The following is an 18,919-nucleotide window of genomic DNA, read 5'->3' as shown; positions in this document are numbered from 1 at the left end:
GGCCTGACTGTCGTCACGAAGTATTAACGAATAACCGCCCGTTTAGCGCCAGCGGTCCGTTTCGGCTCCCCATTGCGAGGTAGTGGTGGTCGCTGGCGAGGTGGGCTGGGCCGATAGGCCGGACCAGGTGTCAGCCGCCGTGGTGCTGGCACTCGTGGTCGACCAGCTCGAAGTGCTGGCGATGCCCACGTCGGACCAGTCGTCCGGCCCGTCATCCATGCTCAGCGGCCTGCCGAAGGTCTCGACCAGCCGGGTCACCACCAGGCCGGTGGCGATCGCGCCTGCGGCCAGTACCCAGGGAGAAATGCCCCAATTCTCTTCCTGCCCATAGACAGTCAGCAAAGTGATCAGAGCGCTGGCCAGGACCGTGCCAAAGACACCTCCCCGGCGCCCGAAGGCGCTGACACCGCCGACAAGGGCGGCGCCCACGGCAAGGGCCGTGGTCTGGAGCCCGGTCACCGGCGCCGGCACCTGCTCGTTGGCCACACCAGCGGCCGCGCCGGCCACGATGCCCGCGATCGCGGCGAGGCCCCCGGAGAGGATCAGGCCACCCGAGGTCACCGCGGCGGCAAGCCCGCCCCGACGCGTCGCCGGATCGGCGACCGAACGGAACCGGCCCACCCCACGGCGAATCGGTTTGATCAAGCAGAGCAGCCCACCCACGATGCTGATCAGCACGAAGCCGCCAGCCAGGTAATAGGCCTGATCGGCCGGGTTGAACCCGTCAGCGACCTCAACCGGGCCGGAGAAGTTCTTTTCTATCCACGCGATCGCCACGAGGGCGCCCACCAGGCTTCCCGCCCAGCCGGGCACATGGAAGCCCACCACGAGCACGGCGATCCCGGCCCCCACCGCCAAACCCAGCAGAAGCGGCCAAATCGAGGTTGGTACCAAACGATCAGCGCTGTGTTGCGCGTAGTAGAGCGCGCTGGCCGCCGCGACCGAGCCCAACGCCAGGTTCACCGCGCCTACCCGCAGCGTGATCGCCGCACCGAGCGCGAGGATGCCCAGCGCCGCCCAGGAGACCAGCAATATCTTGAGCGAGTCGCCCTTGAGTGCTTCGCGGTGGTTGGCGAAGAGCAGGTACCCGAGCGCCAGCACCCCTAGTAAAAGGACGCCTTCCCAAGCAAAATGGACGCCGAGCCGATCGCGGCCGATTTCGCCGTGAGCCGGGTCGTCAAAGACGTCCTCGAGATTGGTCGCTGGACGTGAGGCGCTGTGCCTCCCACCGAACTGGCCGGCATCCGTCGCATCATTGTCGTGTCCATAGGCCATGGCCCACGCCTCCGCAAGCCTTCGACCGGTCCGCGGGGGTACGAACCGGCTACCGGGAGGACCGTACCGGCTTAAAGGTGAATGCAACAGTCCTAACGCTGATCTGCCTGCGATTTGTCGGGATCGCCTGGCACTCGGCAGGCTCGCTCCAGCCAAAGCGCGGCGGCGACCAAGGCGAGCGACGAGCCGGCCGACACCGCGGCGGCCGGCAGCCCCTGGGAGGCGTGATCGATTCGCTGCGCCTCGATCGCGAGCCAGATCGTCACGGCGATCGTGAAGCCGGCGAAGATCGCTCCCGCTAGCGACGACGCCTTGGCAAGCACGACGTAGCGCGCGACGGCCAGCGGCTCGACCGGCGGGCGGCCTGGTTTGCGCTCAATTCTGGCCCTGGTCTGCTGGGCCAGCACGAACTCGGCGATCGCCAGGGCGAGCAGGGTCAGCGCCGGCAGCAGCGGCAGCGAGGGCAGCTCGTAGTACCAATGGCTGACCGAGAGCAAGGCCACGGCGGCTGCCGCCAGGCCCGCCACGACAAGGGTCGCGGGGTTGGTGGGTTTGAGCCTTGGCTCCGGCGCGCTGGGATCCCCTGTGCTCACGGCGTCGACTGTATCTGGAGGTGAGGCAACGCGGTCATGGCCGCAACATCATCGGCCAGGTCTTCAGAGAGCACCAGATCGTTGACCCAGCCATGTCCGGGCAGCTTGGCGTAGGGCTGGATCTCCAGCCACGGCCGCAGCACGAAGGCCCGCAGATGCGCACGGGGATGCGGCAACGTCAGCTCGCGGGTCTCCCGGATGATCGGCGTCCCGTCGTCCTCCCACGCGGCGATCAGGTCGACGTCGAGCGTGCGCGGGATCTGGTCGCGGCTTCGCTGCGCTAGCTGTTCGATGCGCATGGCCTCCTCTAGCCACCGCTCGACAGTCAGCTCGCCGGTCACCAGCACGACAGCGTTGTAGTAGGACGGCTGATCGGGATCACCCCAGGGCGGGGTCTCGTACACACCGGAAACCGCCTGCACCTCGCCCACCTCGGCCAGACCGGCCACCGCACCACGCAGATAGCTCTGTCGATCGCCAAGGTTGCTCCCGATCGAGAAGACCACCTGAGTCACAATGGCAGTGTGACCGATGATCTGCCTGTGGTGATCGGTGTGCTCAATGTGACACCCGATTCCTTTTCAGATGGCGGGCTCTATGAAGATCTTTCGGCCGCTGTCGAGCATGGTGTTCTCCTTTACCAGCAAGGGGCTCAGTACGTCGACGTCGGCGGCGAGTCGACCCGGCCCGGAGCCACCCGGGTAGACGCGGACGTGGAGATCGAACGGATCGTGCCGGTGATCGCCGCGCTGCACGCCGCCGGGGTACCGACCAGTGTGGACACCACGCGAGCCGCGGTCGCTTCGGCCGCTTTGGACGCCGGCGCCGCGATCATCAACGATGTCTCCGGCGGCTTGGCCGATCCGGCGATGCTTGCGGTGGCCGCCTCGGCCGGGTGCCCGTATGTGATCATGCACTGGCGCGGCCACTCCGCCTCCATGCAGGAACTGGCGACCTACACCGACGTGGTGGCCGACGTGCGCGCCGAACTATCCGCGCGCATCGATGCCGCACTCGATGCCGGGGTGGACGCCTCATCGATCATCATCGACCCCGGCCTCGGCTTCGCGAAGACCGCCACCCATAACTGGGCACTTTCGCGCGCGCTGCCATCCTTTGTCGGGCTTGGCTATCCTGTCCTATTTGCTGCCTCCCGCAAGTCCTATCTGGGCCTGCTGCTCGATGGCCGCCCGGCCCCGCAGCGCGACGTCGCCACCGCCGCGACCAGCGTGCTGGCCGCCCAAGCGGGGGTGTGGGGCGTACGCGTCCATGACGTGCAGGCCACCGTTGACGCACTTAAGGTTTGGCGAGAATGGATCGAATAACGCTTACCGGCCTTCGGGTGCGCGGCAACCACGGGGTCTTCGACTTCGAGCGCCGGGACGGCCAGGATTTCGTCGTCGACGTGACATTGGGGCTATCACTCACTCACGCTGCCGCGACCGACGACGTTGCTGACACCATCCACTATGGCGAGTTGGCCTCACAGCTGGCGGCGGTGATCGCAGGTGAGCCCGTGAACTTGATTGAAACCTTGGCCTCTCGGCTGGTTGACATCTGCCTGGCCGACAAACGTGTGGCCGAGGCGACCGTCACTGTCCACAAGCCCCAAGCACCTATTCCGCACACGTTTAACGACGTGAGCGTCACTTTGCACAGGCGTTCATCCGACACCGTCGCCCGCCCCTAAGACGTAGTTACATAGCTTGTCGCTGGGGGTCACGCACCGTACCCTCTGGGTGTGTGCTGACCGGCACATGTTCACACGCAGTGTTCGACACGAAACAGGGTGTCATCGGCGCATCCCACAGCTGAGCACACCTTTCCGTAAGGCTTAGCAAGTTGATCCAGCGCCGAAATGCCCGGGGGAGGTACCACCAAATGAACGCCACGTCGCTGTTCGGCGCGGTTGCCGACTTCGTGCTCGCGGCCCCTACCCCGGCTCCCAAGGGCGAGATCGCGACAACAAATATCCTCGAATTCTTCGCCAGTAAAATCGCTCCGATCCTTTTGGCCGTCCTGGGCGTGATCTTCATCGGCCGGGCCAGCCGGGGTGAGGTGTCCAAAGTGCTGACCAGTTCGGCGATCGCCATCATCGGCATCGCATTCATCGTCGGGGCGGGCGCTTTGTTCCTCGTCGGGGCGAATCTGGTCAACATCATGTTCGAGTAGGACAAAGCTCATGCGGTTGCGTACGGACGACGACATCTACCGGGCCCGCCTGGTCTACCTGGGACCACCCGGATACACCCTGCCGATCCAGTTGCCCTACGCGCAGTACGGCCTCTTCGCACTTCTGGTTCCGGCGATCATGGGGATTCGCTGGATCCTCACGGGGGATGTCGACTATCTCCCGGCTTGGGAGATCGCGCTGGCGATCGTCATCACTTCGTACGTATTCCGGCACGTCGACCCAGACCGTCCGGCCCGGATGGTCATCCGCACCGCCCTCACCGATTGGCGGCGCACACGTGAACCCAGCACTGAGCAGCGTGACCCGAAGCTCGTCGCTCGCCGCGTGATGGTCCGGAAGGCGCTCACATGACGACACATGACCAAGAGTTCGACCTCGACGAGTCGGTCAACGACACGATCCCGTCGGTGGACGGGCCGGTGGCCTCGTTCCAGCCACCCCGCCCGGCCACGTCCCCTGAGCGCACCTCCCCACCTTCCGAGCGATCCTCTGAGCGATCGGAAGACCTGCAGCGCGCAGCCGATCGCCGGGCAGCCGAGATGCGCGAAGCCGCGGCCCAGGCCGCGGCTCGTTTACGTGCTCCGGCCCCGCCCCCGCCCGCCCCGGCCAAACTCGACGTGGAATCGCCGTTCCTTGAGCTCTTCGACGCCTCCGCCCACTCGCCCGAGTCGGTCAAGGTCGCGTCACCCGCGCCGTACTCGCCAGCGCACGGATCTGAGCGCCAGCCGCGGTCCTTTGACGGCGACTCGTTTGACCGCAGGGAACCGCCGGCACAACCACCTGTCGTTCGCCAGGCACCTCCGGCCCAAGCGCCGCAACGGCCTGCGCGACCGCCTCAGTTCACCCAGCCCACATTCACGCCTCCACCGCCGATCAACGCTCCTCGCAACGCGCCGATCAACGCTCCGATCAACGCTCCAGTCAACGCTCCTGTCAGCGCGATGCCAGTGAGTGCGGTGCCGGTCAGCGCGGCGCCGATCAGCGCCATGCCGGTGACCACGCGCCCGGCCAACGTCAGCCCCCGCCCGCACCCCTCCGCCGCCGGCAAGCCCAAGCCCGCCAGAATGCCCAAGCCGCCCAAGGACCGTGGCTCCGCTCAGGAACTGGCCATCACCGAAATCGCTGGGCATCTCACCTTCACACCGCATGCGGTGACAGCGTGGTACATGCTTCCCGAGGTCCGCTGGGCCTTCCGTCCCGACCCAGAGCGTGAGGCGCTGCTCTCCGCGATCAGCGAGCAATACGCCGGCCTGGCCGGCTTCCGCCTCCACCTGCGACGGACCACCCGGCCCTTTCCGGCCGACCTGTGGGCTGCGCAGCTCGACCAGCTGACCACCCGTCCGCTACCGGCGGTGCCCAACTCGCCCAGCTGGGGCGATCACCTCGTGGCCGCGCAACGACACCTGCGTCAGGTCAACCATGCCGAAGGCCAGACCTTCCTCGGCGTCACCTTCGCCCGGCGGGCGTTGGGCGACAGCATGTCCGAGCGGCTGCTCAAGATGTTCGGCAAGGGCACGCCCGAGTCGGAACGCAAGAAGCTTGGCCGTCAGGTGGAGCAGTTTGACGAGGTACTGGCCGCGTTCGGGATGCGTGGACAACGCGCCGCCGCGGCCGAGCTGGAATGGCTGCTCTACCGATCGGTGGCGCTCGGGATGGCGCCGCCCACCATGCTCAGCTCGATCGGGCACGGCAAATGGGAACCAGGCGATCTGCTGGCGTTGACCGAGAACATCGAGCGCTATCGCACGCCCTACGGCAGCACCGTGAAGCTCGTCAATCGCATGACCAACGAAGAGCGGCACGTGGCCGTACTGACCGTGGGCCGGATGGAGCCGTTGGACATCCCCGAGCGCCACGAGCCCTGGCTCCACTTCCACGAGCGCATGCCGTGGCCGATGGAGCTTTCGTCGCGGGTCGACATCCTCGGCCCCCAGGACAGCTTCCGCAACCTCGAGCACCGGCTCCGGATGATCCGCTCGCAGCAGCAGGACTACCTCGAGCACGGCATGGACGCCCCACCCGAGCTGGAGCGCCTGGCCAGCCGTGCCCTGACCATGGGCGACGAGATGACCACCGGTCTGCCCGTCGACTCGGCCCGCGCCCACGGCTGGCACCGCATCGCGGTCAGCGGTGGCACCCGCGAAGAATGCCTCGAACGCGCCCGCGCCGTCACCGCGACCTACAGCCGTGAGCTTCGCGTTGCCTTGCAACATCCCAAGCAACAAGACCAATTGGCGCGCGAGTTCATCCCCGGCGAACCCATTGCCAACACCGGATACCTGCGGCGCATGCCGGTTCGCCTGCTCTCCGCCGCGCTGCCGCAGGCCGCCTCCACCGTCGGCGACCGCCGCGGCGACCTGATCGGCCGCACCGCCGGCACCTGCCGCCGCCCGGTCTTCCTCGACCCCCACTTCCCCATGGAGGTCAGGGAACGAAGCGGCCTGGCCGTCATGGTCGCCGAGCCCGGCGGTGGAAAGTCCACTCTGCTTGGCGCCCTTGGCTACCTGAACGCGCGCCGCGGTGTGCAGGTGACACTGCTCGACCCGTCCGGCCCCCTGGCACGCCTGGCCGCCATGCCCGAGCTGCGCCCCTTCACCCGCGTCCTCAACCTCACCGGTGGTGAGCAAGGCACACTTGCGCCCTATTCGCTCATCCCCACACCGTCGCGCGAAGAGTTCGCACCCGGCCACGCCGGCAACCGCGAATTCGAAATCGCAGTCTCCAACGCCCGCGCCGAGCGCCGGATGCTCGTCCAAGACATCTGCTCCATGCTTGTGCCACCACAGGTTGCGCGCGAGGCATCAACCGCCACCCTGCTCCGCCACGCTGTGCGCACGGTGCCGGCGGAGGAAACCTCCACCCTCGACGACGTGGTGCGCTGCCTATCCGGCGTCGACGACAGCGGACGCGAGCTGGCCAACCTCCTGCTCGACACCGCCGAAATGCCATTGGCCCTACTGTTCTTCGGCTCTCCGCCACCCGACCTGCTCGGCACCGACGCCGCGCTCACCGTCATCACGATGTCCGGCCTGCGCCTGCCCGATCTCAAAATCGAGCGAGAATACTGGTCGGCCGAAGAAGCGCTGGCTTTGCCCATGCTGCACACCGCACACCGGCTCGCCGTGCGGCGCTGCTACTCCGGCGACATGCACCAGCGCAAGCTCGTCGGGCTCGACGAAGCCCACTTCATGGAAGGCTGGCGCTCCGGCCGCTCCTTCCTCGTGCGGCTCGCCCGTGACTCACGCAAGTGGAACCTCTCCGCATTTGTTGCCTCGCAGAACCCGAAAGACATCCTGGGGCTCGACGTGCAAAACCTTGTCTCTACGGTCTTTGTCGGCCGCATCGCTCAGGACACTGAGATCGCTTCTGATGCGTTGAGACTTTTGCGGGTACCGACCGATGTTGGCTATGAGGCGGTGCTAGCTTCACTTTCCGCGCCCGATGCCAACAGCGCCGGCCGCCTCGGCTACCGCGAGTTCGTCCTCCGCGACGTGGACAGCCGCGTCCAGCGCGTGCGCATCGATGTATCCTATGTGGACGGTCTGCTCACCACTCTGGACACCACCCCCACCGGACAGGCGGGACGCCGGTGAGAAAACTCGCAGCCGTCTTCGTCCTGTTCATCTCCACCTTCTTCGGCGTCCCCGCCTCCGCCGCCGCCCCACCCCCGTCCACCGCCCCCGGCGACCCACTGTGCTCACTGGAAGAATGGCGCTCACGAGGCCTGGACGAATGCATCTCCCGCCTCCAAGAAGTCTCCGCCGCCAGAGTCCAATGCCTACGCGCCCCAGACGCCGCCGCCCCCGACTCCGGCTTCGGCGGCTGGTTCGCCACCAAGCCAACCTGGCAAGTTTCAGGCCCCGTCGGCAAATACACCCGCTACGGATACGCCGGCTACGACTACACCACCTACGACATCGGGTGCGCCGACACGCTCATGCATCCTGACTACAAAATCGAGTCCACCATCGCCAACGGCGAATTCATGATCGCGACCGGGATCGTGGCCGCTTCCAACGGACTTCGCGAAAAGGCCTGGGATCCTGGCGACCTGTGGGCCTGGGCCGACCCTTTGGTTGAAGGCGCCACTCAGGCCATCTACCAACGGGTGTTCAGCGTCTTCGGTGTGGTAACTCTGGCCGTAGTCGGCCTTTACCTTCTCTGGCGTTCACGCCAAGCCCAAATGTCGGCGGCGCTCACCACAGCTGGCTGGGCAATCCTGGTCCTGGTAGCCGTCACCGCACTGGCAGCGTGGCCCGTCAAGTCCGCAAACATTGCGGACAACGCATTGGTCGCCACACTGAGCGTCGTTCACGACGCCATCGGGCCTAAGTCCTCCGAATCTGCAGGCCCGTGTAACGACCCCGCTCCCGGAGCGTGTGACGACAAACGACCACCCTCTGTCCGCGCCGGCGATACAGCCGTGGAGAGCCTGCTCTACAAAAACTGGCTTCGCGGCTCACTCGGCTCGGCCGATAGCGAGACGGCCCTAAAATACGGCCCAGCTCTCTATCGAGCAAAGTCCCTGAGCTGGCAAGACATCGAGGCCATCGAGTCGAATCCCGCCCGTCGGCAGGGAATCCTTGATGCGAAGAAGCGCGATTGGATGAAGGTCTCTGAGCAGATCCGCACGGAGGATCCTGACGCTTACGAGTACCTTCGCGGAACGAAGGGGATGGAGCGGGTCGGGGCGGGCTTTGTCGCCATTCTGGCCGCCGCGGCGTACGCCACCTTCGATATAGTCGCCTCTCTGCTTGTGCTTCTTGGTTTTCTCATCATTCGATGGGCTGTTGTCGCCGCGCCTGCGTTGGGCACCGTCGGCTTGCTGCGGCCGGCTAGTGCTGGCTTGCGGCGCCTCGTAAACGCCGTCATCGCGGCAGCCATCAACATCGCCATCTTTGGTACGGGCGCGGCGGTGTACCTCTTCGCCGTGGACCTAATCATGAGCACCGCTAGCCTCCCCGGATGGCTTCAGGTAACCCTTGTCCTTCTGTGTGGCGTCGTCGGCTGGATGTTGCTACGGCCGTATACCCGAATCACCCAGCTAAGTGGACGCAGCAGCGGCGCGGCGCTTCTCACCGCTCGCCCGGCGGTCACGACAACTACGGCAACGACCACCGTCGACGTTAGCCACGATGGGCAGCGCAACGAGGGCAGGCTTGAGCTCGAAGTCAAAGAGGAGCTCCAGACTGTTCTGCAAAGGGCTGAAGCATCTCCTGCCGCCGAAAGCACCCGGCAACGAGCGTGGACCACTGCAGATGTGCCGGAAACAGAATCCGGTTACGCGATCTACCGTCCCACCTCGGTTCCACATCAAGCCGCTCCACCTAAGGTCGGCGGAGGCGTCTCAGCTAAGCCTCAACAGCCTGCCCGAACTGAGGCGCGCTCGGAGTCGCGGTAGCGATGGTCGGTCGATTCTTCAGCGCGCTGCCGGTGCGGCCACGCACCGCAATCGCTCTTGCATTGCTCGCCGTGGTCGGCGTGGTCATTGTGATCGGCAAACTGATCGGTGGCGAAGCCCCGCAGAGCTTTCCTGACGGCTCATCCCAAGTGTCGACCGTCGACCCGACGACCGGAAACGACAGCGTCGTCAACATTGATCCCAGCCCTTCACTTAAGCAGCAGTCAAGCGGCCAGACGGCGCTCACTGTGGCTACTGCCTTCGCCGAAAATTGGATCAAAAAGAACCGCAGTGCCTCCGCTTGGCGTAATTCGTTGCAGCCGTTGTCCACCAAGACGCTCACTGGCGAGCTCGCTCAATCAGATCCCATTTCCGTGCCCGCGCAACGCCTTAGCGGGCAAGCCACCACCGAGGTTCACGCCGAAACGTCTGCGGACGTTATCTTCCCAACCGACGCCGGCAAGCTCCGACTGCGCCTGGTTTTCGTAGCGGAAGGACGCTGGCTGGTGGACGGGATCGACTGGGAGCGAGCATGAGATGAAGCTATCCCCCGTCCCCCTCGCTTCCGCACCCCTACGCGGCCCCCACAAGAGGCTCGTGAAGCCGGGTCTCATCGTGGCAATAACCGCGGTTCTCGCGGTCCTTTGCTGTGGTGGCGCTATCAGCGCAATCATCTTTGGCGACCTGACAAACCAATCAAGCCTCGCCAACTCCTTGAGCTGCGGTGGACGCGGCGCGATCAGTGTGGACGGTGAGTTCGATCGGATGGGGCCTTACGGTCCCGATCAGGTCCGGAACGCCGCGGTGATTATTCGCACGGGTCAGGACCTACAGGTGCCGCCCCGCGGGTGGGTTATCGCCGTGGCCACCGCGATGCAAGAGAGCAGTCTCACGAACCACGGCCATTTGGGCGCCATCAATGATCACGACTCGCTTGGGCTCTTTCAGCAACGACCGAGCCAAGGCTGGGGTACCCCAGAACAAATCATGAACCCGGTCTACTCGTCCACGAAGTTCTACAACAAACTCACACAGGTCCCGGGTTGGCTAACTTTGCCGCTCACTGTCGCGGCTCAGCTGGTTCAGATCAGTGCCTATCCAAATGCCTACGCCAAACACGAGCCGATGGCGACGCTGGTCGTCAACCAACTCACAGATGGCGCTGCTCGTTCTGTTCTTGTCAACGGCCAGTTGCGATGCGCCGGATTCGGCGAGATCGCGGCATCCGGCTGGACAGCACCTGTCGGCGCGAATATTGTGTCGGCCTTCCGAACGCCTGAACGCCCGTCGCATCACGGGGTCGACCTCGGTGCTTCCCGAAACACTCCTATTCGCGCGGCAGCCTCCGGCGTTGTCATTATGAGCCGCTGCGATGTCGGCAACTGCGATCGCGATGGTTCGCCCAGCACTCCCGGCTGCGGCTGGTTCGTCGAAGTTCTTCACGCCGAGCAAGTAATTACCCGCTACTGCCACATGAACACCCGCCCCCATGTCAACATCGGGGACCGGGTCGCGGCGGGCCAAGTGATCGGTGTCGTCGGAACGACAGGCAACTCCTCCGGACCTCACCTACACTTCGAGGTCCACCTTGACGGCGACCGCTCGTCGCGTGGCGCCGTAAACCCGGAGATATTTATGGCTTCCAAAGGCGCAGCGTTGGGGGTTGCAGCGTGACCGAGGCTGACTTCGCACGGTGGGCGGCACAATGGCGCACGCCACCCGCAGCGATCGTGCCAGTGCCAGCTCTGACAGTCGACGGCAGCGGGGGGACCTTGCGCGGAGCCCGCGTGCTTATAGGCCTACCAGGTCACGGGTGGCGTGGCGAAATGCGTGCCGATGCCTTGGTAAAACAAGGCGCACGGACGTTCGTTCCCGTGCTGCCCGAGGCCGACTGGTATAGAGCAGAGCGCGATCGGGTCGAAGTGGTTGCCGCGCTAGTACCAGTCGAAAGGGTTTGGATAGAAACACTAAGCACAGCCGACGCGGCCAATGACCTCACTCCTTCGCCAGCTGATGCTCCGCAGCTTGTTTCACTGGATTCACCGCCAACCCGGGCAGCCCTCCCATTGGATGGCGCCGCTCAGGTGATGGGGCGACGGCTGGTGCACACAGGTCGAGAAGGGGAGACTCGTGCATTGCGGGCGGCAAGCGAGGCCCACAAGGGACCAGACAGCTTGCCGCAAATCCTCGTTGTGACAGAGTCTGATTGGTACGCCTGGGCCGCGACCGGCAAGCTCCCCGCTGCGCGTGCGCTGCCCGTTGCAGAGCTATGGCTTGAATAACTCAGGTCGGCACCGTTCCTTCGACCCGATCCGCTCCGCACACCCGCCAACCATCCTCTTCAACAAGATGGAATCGCCAGACCTGTTCGCTGCTGCTCTGCTCAACTCCATCTCGATTGGCCGTGATCGTCAGGCTGGTGCGCAGATCGTTGCCTTCGCGATCATATGCACCCCAACTGACGATTACGGTAACTTTGAATTCGCTCTCTCTCCGATCGAGCTCTGATCGAAGTGCCCACACGTCATCGTCCTGTGATTGATCACTGCAGGTGTAGAGCGCCGCACCAGGATGATCCTTTCTGACGAAAACGGCCCTGAGGAACTGGTCTGTTACGACCTGCGGATCGCTTCGATCCACTCTGGTCACCTCGTTGTACGCGAGAAGCCCCCAGCCCACCGCGCTAGCCGACGCCGCCAACGCGACCACTCCGCCAATAACCGCCACACGCCGCCAACGCATCCAACCATTGTGTGGCAACGAAGAGCTTTCCGGAACTCCACCCGGCCACTCCGCAGATCACCCCCGGACCGATCACGCCGAGATCGCTTCGCACGCAGTGGATCTATCAAGGCCCTGCTTGACCTACTTCATTGATTATGATATCCACAGGCTCGAATTTTCGCTCTCACAACATAGCTGACATGAGATAACCTCCCATCGATGCGGATGAAGGTTTACCGCTTTCGCGCCGCTCATGAAAGGAGAGCAATGTGACGGGGAACCAGCCAGTAGCTGTGGATCTCCTCATTGTCGAGGTGACACGCGCCGCCATGGAAGCGGCCGCGGCACGTTTACGCACTGGGCTAAGACAAGTCGACTCACAGATCCAACATGGAGTCTGGCTCGGCGAGAGATCGCCATCCGGCGAACTGGATGCAGCACGAAGAGCACTGCGTGAGGCTTTGCGTGTGCACGCCTATAACAGTGGCAATCAGATCGCGATGGCAGACCATCTCGCGTCGACGATCAAGATCGTGTTACAACACTATCGAAGCACCGATGAGCTGACCAGACTGGATGTGCAGCGCATGGAGGCTCTTCTTGAGGAGGCACTCCCCCAGCGACCGACGGCTAAGCATTGGGTCGAGCAATGAGCCAGCCATTTGTGGGGCCCACCCCTCCAACCAAAACTGATTCATACCTACCGGCCCAACCTTCTTTCACTGCATGGTGTATCGGCTGGGGCGCCTACGATGTGCCGCGCATATTCGATATCCTTCACCCAAACAACGATGCGGTCAGCTGGGAACAGGCAGCGGGGTTCAGGCAACTCAACACGCTACTTCTCGACCATCAGACGACACTTCGAATGCAGCGAGATCAGCTGGCCGCCTTCTGGCAGGGGCCGGCTGCCGCAATGCTTCTTTCGAGAATTGACGTCCTATGTGAATCGCTGCTGTCTGACGCACATTGCGCATCTGCTACTGCAAACGCCATCGATTCAATCGTAACCGTCTACTCGGAGGCTCGGGAACGAGTAAGCGTCCTCAACGATTGCTGGAACGGGACCACAGCAAAATGGCAACCATTTTGCTGGGACGCCAACGCAGCTGAGCTGAACACCGAGGCACAAAGACTGATGTCCGCGGTTGACGACGCGGTACGCGACCATCGCTCGAGGATTACCGTACCAAGAGATTTTGAGACACCGCCGACTCGCCGCGACGTTTGGTGGACAGAGCCAGCGCCGAGCGAGGCTCAGCAGATTGGAACGCGCCGCGTGGTGCCCCCAATTCCGGGTTACGAACCGATTGATGCCAAGCCAGGCAATCCGCACCCGGAAAATCTCGGAGAAGGCCTTGCCGGAATGCCAACGATTATCCCCGCCGTGCCGGGCCAGCCCGTCTCAATGCTGCCTATCTCTCCAGGTAGCGCATATGCGCCGTACGGCGGTGCCTACGTCTTGCCGGGTCCCGGAGTCGGGTCACGAGGCTACGTCGTGCCTATGCCGCAAAGAGGCAATGGAACACCCCTTGGTCGACCATTGCCAGCGACCGCAGGCGCTGTTAGCGGCTCCGGCGGGTTCACGCCAATGCCGGTAGGACTGCAACCGCCTGGCAATGGTGAACGTGTGCAGCGGACGCTCTACCGGCGCCGTTCTGAGATCTGGAGGACAAATTCTGGAGTTAGCCCAGTTATTCAGGCACCAGACGACGACACGATTATTCCTGGCCGACCTTCCGAACAGCAGGAGAAGGCATTTCACGACTGGTTCGCGGATCTGGCGCATCCGTGGCGTGCAGAGTCTGAAAGCAGCGACGCGCAGCCGAAGATCGAATTTCGGAAGGTGGAGCAATGAACCTTTCGTCGATCTTAACTGTACTCATTTCTCTCATCACAGGATTCCCTCAGTCGGATCGAATTGACGACGGACAATGGTTTCACGTATTCCTTGATACGCGGACGGCACACGCTATATCCACAGGGCAAGGCATCACGGTGGCAATAGTCGACTCCGGAGTCGACGGCGGCCACGGCGATCTCAAGGACGCAATACTTCCGGGCGCCGACATGACCGGGCCAGGTGACGGTCGGACAGATACGTTCGGCCACGGCACGCAAGTGGCCGGGTTGGTTGTAGCAAAAGGACGTACGACAGGAGTCGCACCAGGCGCCCGAGTACTGCCAGTACGAGTCATCCTGCGCGACGAATATTCTAACTACTCGGAGCTGATCGCCCGGGGCATACGCACGGCCGTTTCCGCGGGGGCTCAGGTAATTTCACTCTCGTTAGCCATCGGAAGAGATAATCTTCTGATTCGCCAGGAGGTCGAAGCTGCATTGAAGGCCGATGTTGTCGTCGTCGCAGCGGCTGGCAATCGATCTGTGGATCAAGGTATTGGCTTTCCTGCTGCCATTCCGGGTGTCGTTGCAGTAACTGGACTTGGTCGAGATGGTGGCGTGTCAAGCACCTCGGTGGCTGGCGAAGCGGCCGTTATTGCGGCGCCTTGCGACGACATCTCCACCACGAGTCTTGGTGGGACCTATGGAGTCGGGAGTGGAACCTCATACTCGGCGGCGATTGTGGCTGGGGCGGTGGCGTTGGTGCGGTCGAAGTTTCCGAAGTTGAAGGGGCCCGAGGTGGTTCGGCGGCTGACCGCCACGGCGATCGACAAAGGCCCACCGGGTAGGGACAGTCAGTACGGTTACGGAATTCTGAACATAGTGGGGGCGTTGACGGCGGATCTTCCGCAGGATACGAGTCCGCCCACGGCTGCGTTGACCTCGAGTCCGGCGGGTCCGCTGGGTGGGGGTGGCGGGGGCGGGGGCTTTCCGTGGTGGCTTGTAGCTGTGCCGGTAGTCATTGTCGGCGGGGCCGCTGCGTTCTTTTTCATGCGCCGCAAGACACGGGAGGAATAGCGGTGTTCAAAGTGGATCCAGTCGCGGTGATAGCGGCCGCGGAGAGCTTCGAAGTGAGCGCGAATTGCCTAGCTAAGGCAGCCCAGTACCATCGGGCGCCGAGTCAGCTGGAGTTCTTCGACAAGGGGCTCATCAGGAGGATTGAGGACTCTCATCAGGAGTTCGCGGGACTGTTGCAGGCCAGGCTGGATGGGGCCGCGGCAGCGTTGAAGGCCAGTGCCGAGGAGTTGGGCAGGGTGGCGACGTTTTACAGCCAGACCGATCTGGCGGCCGCGGCAAGGGTAGACGCGACGTTGCCGGCGGTGGAGCGTGCTGACCACAGCCCTTGGAGCGGACGATGATGGATGACCCGACGCGGCATCTCACGACGCCGACTCCGGAGGCTCAGTCGGTGGCGGCGGGTTTTGTCAGCCCCACGGCGCTGTTTGACTTGTTCAGCCCGTCGGCGTGGCTGTTCGACGTCGTCAAGGCGTTTACCAACGTGGACGTGTTGGGCGAGTTTGTTTCTCCGCTTTCTGGACATTGGACGATGGTCAGCGCGTATGGCGACGCGCTGAGCAAGCTGTCGCTGTGTCTGCGCGACCTCTCTGCCGACGTGCAAGCTGCTTCGACCACATTGGACGATGTGTGGGACGGCAACGCCTCGGACGCCGCTTACGTTTACTTCGCGCAGGCGGCTGGTTCGCTGACCGGGCATGCGCAGGCGGTGCAGAGGGCCAGTGTCGAGTACAAGAGCTTGGCCCGTGCGATGTGGCATCTGATGGAGGCGATGAAGGGGCTTCTGCAGGCGCTGCTCGATCGGGCGGCCAGGGCGGCGTTGTATGCGCTGGCGGGCACGCTTACGGCCGAGACGGGTGTGGGGGCGGCGGTCGGCTATGGCCTTGCCGCGTACGAGATAGCGCAGATCTTGCGACTCGTGGCGCGGGTGACGCTTGTGTCTAGCGCGGCCGAGTCGATTGTGTTTGGGTTCAGCGCCTTTGTTTCCACGGCGACCAAGGAGATCGAGGATGTGGCGCCATCGCGCGCGATCTCGGGTTCGCTTAGTCTCGCGATGGCGCGGTGAGTGATGACGCCGCTGACCGAGTTCGATCCGGTGGAGCAAGAGGTTCATCGGAGGTTGTTGGAGGGTGCGTTGCACCGGATCCGTCAAGGTGGGCATCCGCTGCTGCGGGACATGGCGGAGAGTTTGTTGAAAGGCGAGATGACTCTCGACGAGTTGACGAGGTCGTCGGTTGCGGCACCGGTTTTGCAAGCCGCGGCAACAAGCTACCTGGATTGGCGCAAAGGGCTGACACAGGAGGAGCACGGAGCATTGGTGGCACAAGTCTCGGCGCGGGTGGATCAGCTGCGCGAAGACTTGGCTCCTGACAAGGACATGAAGAGTGCGTGAGCGTGATCCGTTCTATGCCAGGATATGGCAGAGCTACCGCCGCGACACCGCGGTGATCCTCGCGGTGATCGCATTCGTGGTGGTGCTTCAGTACATATATCTGCTCTATCGGTATTTCATCCTTGGCGAGACACTCAGCGGCGGCGCGACCACGGCCGTCATATTGTTGGCTGGAACGATCCTGCTGACGGCCGGCGGATGGTTTGCCGCGGCGACAGCGCGAGCCAACGGCGCGCAGCGCATGCTGTGGCGGGCGGCTGGTTTGGTGGCAGCGGGAACGGTTCTGCCAATAGCTGTGCTGTACATCCTGTAATTCCTGGGGCGTGCTCGGCAAGTCTCGCGGAGCCAGTCGGTCCCCTGATCTGTCATACAGAACGGAAGCCGCCCCGGGTATGCAAACCCGGGCGGCTACGTCTGTCCACATAGGAATTTCGGTTTTGGCGCGATGCAGTCGGCCGGGCTGCCGGGTTTTGTCGGTGGGTCGCGGTAGCCTCCTCCCGTGCAGCTAAGCGTTATGGAAAGCGCAGTAACTGACGCCTGGTCCAAGGGCTGGCAGCCCGCAGACCTGGCCGGATACCTTCGCCGCAAAGCGGGGTCGACCGGCGAAAGAATGATCATCGACATCATGGCGGCCGAGATGCGGCGTTATGCCGCGGCGACGGTGGAAAGCCACTGGACCGACCAGCTGGAGTCGTTGTCGGCCAAGGTTTGGTGGACCCGCGACGACGACTACCTCGCGCAATGGGCGCAGCGCCAGAACGTTCCGGTGGAGCTGGCGACCGGCTACGCATCTCGGCTCCTTCAATTCCTATACCGTCTCCCGGATCTGCCGGTGCTCGGGACATTGCCGGGTCAGGCGAGGGCGGGTGCCAAGCGCGCCGACATCGATCCGAGAATGCTCGGCCGGGTGCGTGCGCTGCTGGCAAAGGCCGAGTCCACCGACTTTCCGGAGGAGGCCGAAACCTACTCCGCGAAAGCGCAAGAGCTGATGGCGCGCCACAGCATCGACTATGCGTTGCTCAGCATGGCTTCCGGTGTCCGGGAGACGGCTGGTGGGCGCCGAATGCAAATCGACAGTCCCTATGAGGCGGCCAAAACTCTGCTTCTCAGCGTCACCGCATCGGCCAACCGGTGCAGGTCGGTGTGGTCGCGCGACCTTGGGTTCGCCACGGTCATGGGCTTTCCTGCCGATGTCGCCGCGACCGAGCTCCTCTACACGTCGCTTCTGGTTCAGGCGACCTCGGCGATGGTCCACGCGGGCGCGCCGGCCGATGGGCGCACGGCCTCGTTCCGGCGATCGTTCCTCACCGGCTACGCCTACCGTATTGAGCAGCGGCTCACCGAGGCGACGGCGACGGCAAGCACCGAGGCCGAGCGGGAGCACGGCAGTTCACTGCTGCCTGTGCTCGCCAGTCGTGCAGAGGCTGTGCAGGAGGCCGTCAAGGAGCTGTTCCCGCAGATCATCACCACGACCTCGCCGGTGGGCAACAGAGCTGGCTGGTTTGCGGGGCGGGCCGCCGCCGATCGCGCCTCGCTGCAGCCGCAACGCGCGCCGTTGACGTCGGTTCGATGAAAGACTACTGGTCATGGATGTTCTGAAGGCGATTAACACCAAGCGAGCCGTGCGCCAGTTCACCGATCAGCCAGTGCCGCCGGAGGTGCTCGACAAGATACTTGAGTCCGCTCTGCGGGCGCAGAGTTCCAAAAACACCCAACCGTGGCAACTTGTCGCCGTTCGTGAGCGGGAGACCCTGGTCGCGTTGTCGAAGCTTGGCGACTACATGGGCCACGTGGCCGGAGCGTCGGTTTGTGTCGCGTTCGCCGCGCCGAGCGACCAGCCGTGGATCTACTTCGACCTCGGCCAGTGTGCTGCCTATCTGCAGCTCGCCGCTCATGAGCTGGGTGTCGGCTCCTGCATTGGCGCGATCTACCACCCGGCTGAAGCCAAAGCGCTGCTTCATGTCCCGCAGGAGATGAGTCTCCTGGCCGTCGTCTCTCTCGGATATCCAGCGCCAACACATAGGCCGGCGGTGATGGGCGGCCGGAAGCGGCTCACAGACGCCGTGCACTGGGAAACATGGGATAGCCGTGAGGTCTCGTAGGGTATGAGTCGTGACGAACTTTGCTGAGTTGGAGAAGCTGAGCACGGAGGAGTTGCGCGAGCGCGCCTTTACGAAGGCGCGCAAGCAGCTGGATATCGGGTTCTTTTGGGACCTGTTCCACCATCTCCCGACCTCCCCGGAGACCGAGGAGCGAGAGCTGGCCGATCTTGGAGCGGCGGTGGACGACAGTGTGCAGCTGTGGCGGGAGTTCACCGGTCACCAGTACGGAGATTCCGAACCGCTCATCAGAGCGAAATTTATCGATTACCTCAACACCGACTGACGCCTCCAAGCGTTAAATTCGCGAGGAAACCTTCTGTC

General features: G+C 63.8%; 22 protein-coding genes. 18 read left to right on the top strand and 4 right to left on the bottom strand.

Going from position 1 to position 18,919, the window contains the following annotated elements:
• Positions 1-42: 42 nt before the first annotated feature.
• The 3 genes from Rhe02_RS31805 to folK all read right to left on the bottom strand — a co-directional run bounded on the left by Rhe02_RS31805 (position 43) and on the right by folK (position 2,383).
• Positions 43-1,275: an ABC transporter permease gene (locus Rhe02_RS31805; protein WP_203912117.1), complete on the bottom strand. Its 1,233-nt coding sequence runs from the start codon at positions 1,273-1,275 to the stop codon at positions 43-45.
• Positions 1,276-1,367: 92 nt separating this feature from the next.
• Entirely contained in the window at positions 1,368-1,868 is a 501-nt protein-coding gene (locus Rhe02_RS31800; protein ID WP_203912116.1) for a DUF3180 domain-containing protein, read from the bottom strand.
• Positions 1,865-2,383, bottom strand: coding sequence for a 2-amino-4-hydroxy-6-hydroxymethyldihydropteridine diphosphokinase (gene folK, locus Rhe02_RS31795; protein ID WP_203912115.1), 519 nt, complete (start codon positions 2,381-2,383; stop codon positions 1,865-1,867). Before folK ends, Rhe02_RS31800 begins: the two co-directional genes overlap by 4 nt.
• Positions 2,384-2,392: 9 nt before the next feature.
• Between folK and folP the strand changes: the two genes are divergently transcribed.
• The 8 genes from folP to Rhe02_RS31755 all read left to right on the top strand — a co-directional run bounded on the left by folP (position 2,393) and on the right by Rhe02_RS31755 (position 11,137).
• Positions 2,393-3,193 (top strand): dihydropteroate synthase, encoded by an 801-nt coding sequence (gene folP / locus Rhe02_RS31790; RefSeq protein ID WP_203912114.1) that lies wholly within the window; start codon positions 2,393-2,395, stop codon positions 3,191-3,193.
• Complete coding sequence (gene folB, locus Rhe02_RS31785; RefSeq protein WP_203912113.1) at positions 3,181-3,558, top strand: dihydroneopterin aldolase; 378 nt, start codon at positions 3,181-3,183, stop codon at positions 3,556-3,558. The genes folP and folB overlap by 13 nt, the downstream gene beginning before the upstream one ends.
• Before the next feature lie 191 nt (positions 3,559-3,749).
• Positions 3,750-4,040, top strand: a complete 291-nt coding sequence (locus Rhe02_RS31780) for a hypothetical protein (protein WP_203912112.1) — start codon at positions 3,750-3,752, stop codon at positions 4,038-4,040.
• A 10-nt stretch (positions 4,041-4,050) separates the two neighbouring features.
• Complete coding sequence (locus tag Rhe02_RS31775; RefSeq protein ID WP_203912111.1) at positions 4,051-4,413, top strand: hypothetical protein; 363 nt, start codon at positions 4,051-4,053, stop codon at positions 4,411-4,413.
• Complete coding sequence (locus Rhe02_RS31770; protein WP_239124178.1) at positions 4,410-7,655, top strand: ATP-binding protein; 3,246 nt, start codon at positions 4,410-4,412, stop codon at positions 7,653-7,655. The genes Rhe02_RS31775 and Rhe02_RS31770 overlap by 4 nt, the downstream gene beginning before the upstream one ends.
• Entirely contained in the window at positions 7,652-9,463 is a 1,812-nt protein-coding gene (locus Rhe02_RS31765; protein ID WP_373320735.1) for an MFS transporter, read from the top strand. Before Rhe02_RS31770 ends, Rhe02_RS31765 begins: the two co-directional genes overlap by 4 nt.
• Positions 9,464-9,465: 2 nt before the next feature.
• Positions 9,466-9,999 carry a hypothetical protein gene (locus tag Rhe02_RS31760; protein ID WP_203912110.1) on the top strand — a complete coding sequence of 178 codons (534 nt, stop codon included), beginning with the start codon at positions 9,466-9,468 and terminating at the stop codon, positions 9,997-9,999.
• 1 nt (position 10,000) lies between these two features.
• Positions 10,001-11,137, top strand: a complete 1,137-nt coding sequence (locus Rhe02_RS31755) for a M23 family metallopeptidase (RefSeq protein WP_203912109.1) — start codon at positions 10,001-10,003, stop codon at positions 11,135-11,137.
• Between the two features lie 609 nt (positions 11,138-11,746).
• On the opposite strand, the gene Rhe02_RS31750 is transcribed toward Rhe02_RS31755, so the two are convergent.
• Positions 11,747-12,103 (bottom strand): hypothetical protein, encoded by a 357-nt coding sequence (locus Rhe02_RS31750; RefSeq protein WP_203912108.1) that lies wholly within the window; start codon positions 12,101-12,103, stop codon positions 11,747-11,749.
• Positions 12,104-12,456: 353 nt separating this feature from the next.
• On the opposite strand from Rhe02_RS31750, the gene Rhe02_RS31745 reads away from it, so the two are divergent.
• The 10 genes from Rhe02_RS31745 to Rhe02_RS31700 all read left to right on the top strand — a co-directional run bounded on the left by Rhe02_RS31745 (position 12,457) and on the right by Rhe02_RS31700 (position 18,881).
• The gene (locus Rhe02_RS31745; protein WP_203912107.1) at positions 12,457-12,840 is read left to right on the top strand and encodes a hypothetical protein; all 384 of its coding nucleotides are present in this window, start codon (positions 12,457-12,459) and stop codon (positions 12,838-12,840) included.
• Positions 12,837-14,045, top strand: coding sequence for a hypothetical protein (locus Rhe02_RS31740; protein WP_203912106.1), 1,209 nt, complete (start codon positions 12,837-12,839; stop codon positions 14,043-14,045). The genes Rhe02_RS31745 and Rhe02_RS31740 overlap by 4 nt, the downstream gene beginning before the upstream one ends.
• The gene (locus Rhe02_RS31735) at positions 14,042-15,106 is read left to right on the top strand and encodes a S8 family serine peptidase (protein WP_203912105.1); all 1,065 of its coding nucleotides are present in this window, start codon (positions 14,042-14,044) and stop codon (positions 15,104-15,106) included. The genes Rhe02_RS31740 and Rhe02_RS31735 overlap by 4 nt, the downstream gene beginning before the upstream one ends.
• A gap of 2 nt (positions 15,107-15,108) precedes the next feature.
• Positions 15,109-15,447 (top strand): hypothetical protein, encoded by a 339-nt coding sequence (locus tag Rhe02_RS31730; RefSeq protein ID WP_203912104.1) that lies wholly within the window; start codon positions 15,109-15,111, stop codon positions 15,445-15,447.
• A complete protein-coding gene (locus tag Rhe02_RS31725) occupies positions 15,444-16,169 on the top strand; it encodes a hypothetical protein (protein ID WP_203912103.1) in 726 nt (241 codons plus the stop codon). Before Rhe02_RS31730 ends, Rhe02_RS31725 begins: the two co-directional genes overlap by 4 nt.
• Entirely contained in the window at positions 16,170-16,496 is a 327-nt protein-coding gene (locus Rhe02_RS31720) for a hypothetical protein (RefSeq protein WP_203912102.1), read from the top strand.
• The gene (locus Rhe02_RS31715; protein ID WP_203912101.1) at positions 16,489-16,809 is read left to right on the top strand and encodes a hypothetical protein; all 321 of its coding nucleotides are present in this window, start codon (positions 16,489-16,491) and stop codon (positions 16,807-16,809) included. The genes Rhe02_RS31720 and Rhe02_RS31715 overlap by 8 nt, the downstream gene beginning before the upstream one ends.
• A 186-nt stretch (positions 16,810-16,995) precedes the next feature.
• Entirely contained in the window at positions 16,996-18,069 is a 1,074-nt protein-coding gene (locus Rhe02_RS31710) for a DUF2786 domain-containing protein (protein WP_203912100.1), read from the top strand.
• Between the two features lie 13 nt (positions 18,070-18,082).
• On the top strand, positions 18,083-18,598 hold the full coding sequence (locus Rhe02_RS31705) for a nitroreductase family protein (RefSeq protein ID WP_203912099.1): 516 nt from the start codon (positions 18,083-18,085) through the stop codon (positions 18,596-18,598).
• Positions 18,599-18,608: 10 nt separating this feature from the next.
• Positions 18,609-18,881 carry a hypothetical protein gene (locus Rhe02_RS31700; RefSeq protein ID WP_203912098.1) on the top strand — a complete coding sequence of 91 codons (273 nt, stop codon included), beginning with the start codon at positions 18,609-18,611 and terminating at the stop codon, positions 18,879-18,881.
• The last annotated feature ends 38 nt before the right edge of the window (positions 18,882-18,919 follow it).

This window comes from Rhizocola hellebori, from assembly GCF_016862955.1.
GTDB lineage: Bacteria > Actinomycetota > Actinomycetes > Mycobacteriales > Micromonosporaceae > Rhizocola > Rhizocola hellebori.
This window is presented reverse-complemented; position numbering and strand designations above follow the sequence as displayed.

What these genes read in the sequence shown, in the direction of transcription:
- Rhe02_RS31805 (WP_203912117.1), bottom strand. Translation starts at nt 1,275, where the DNA reads ATGGCCTATGGACACGACAATGATGCGACGGATGCCGGCCAGTTCGGT.
- folB (WP_203912113.1), top strand. Translation starts at nt 3,181, where the DNA reads ATGGATCGAATAACGCTTACCGGCCTTCGGGTGCGCGGCAACCACGGG.
- Rhe02_RS31780 (WP_203912112.1), top strand. Translation starts at nt 3,750, where the DNA reads ATGAACGCCACGTCGCTGTTCGGCGCGGTTGCCGACTTCGTGCTCGCG.
- Rhe02_RS31775 (WP_203912111.1), top strand. Translation starts at nt 4,051, where the DNA reads ATGCGGTTGCGTACGGACGACGACATCTACCGGGCCCGCCTGGTCTAC.
- Rhe02_RS31770 (WP_239124178.1), top strand. Translation starts at nt 4,410, where the DNA reads ATGACGACACATGACCAAGAGTTCGACCTCGACGAGTCGGTCAACGAC.
- Rhe02_RS31760 (WP_203912110.1), top strand. Translation starts at nt 9,466, where the DNA reads ATGGTCGGTCGATTCTTCAGCGCGCTGCCGGTGCGGCCACGCACCGCA.
- Rhe02_RS31755 (WP_203912109.1), top strand. Translation starts at nt 10,001, where the DNA reads ATGAAGCTATCCCCCGTCCCCCTCGCTTCCGCACCCCTACGCGGCCCC.
- Rhe02_RS31740 (WP_203912106.1), top strand. Translation starts at nt 12,837, where the DNA reads ATGAGCCAGCCATTTGTGGGGCCCACCCCTCCAACCAAAACTGATTCA.
- Rhe02_RS31735 (WP_203912105.1), top strand. Translation starts at nt 14,042, where the DNA reads ATGAACCTTTCGTCGATCTTAACTGTACTCATTTCTCTCATCACAGGA.
- Rhe02_RS31725 (WP_203912103.1), top strand. Translation starts at nt 15,444, where the DNA reads ATGATGGATGACCCGACGCGGCATCTCACGACGCCGACTCCGGAGGCT.
- Rhe02_RS31705 (WP_203912099.1), top strand. Translation starts at nt 18,083, where the DNA reads ATGGATGTTCTGAAGGCGATTAACACCAAGCGAGCCGTGCGCCAGTTC.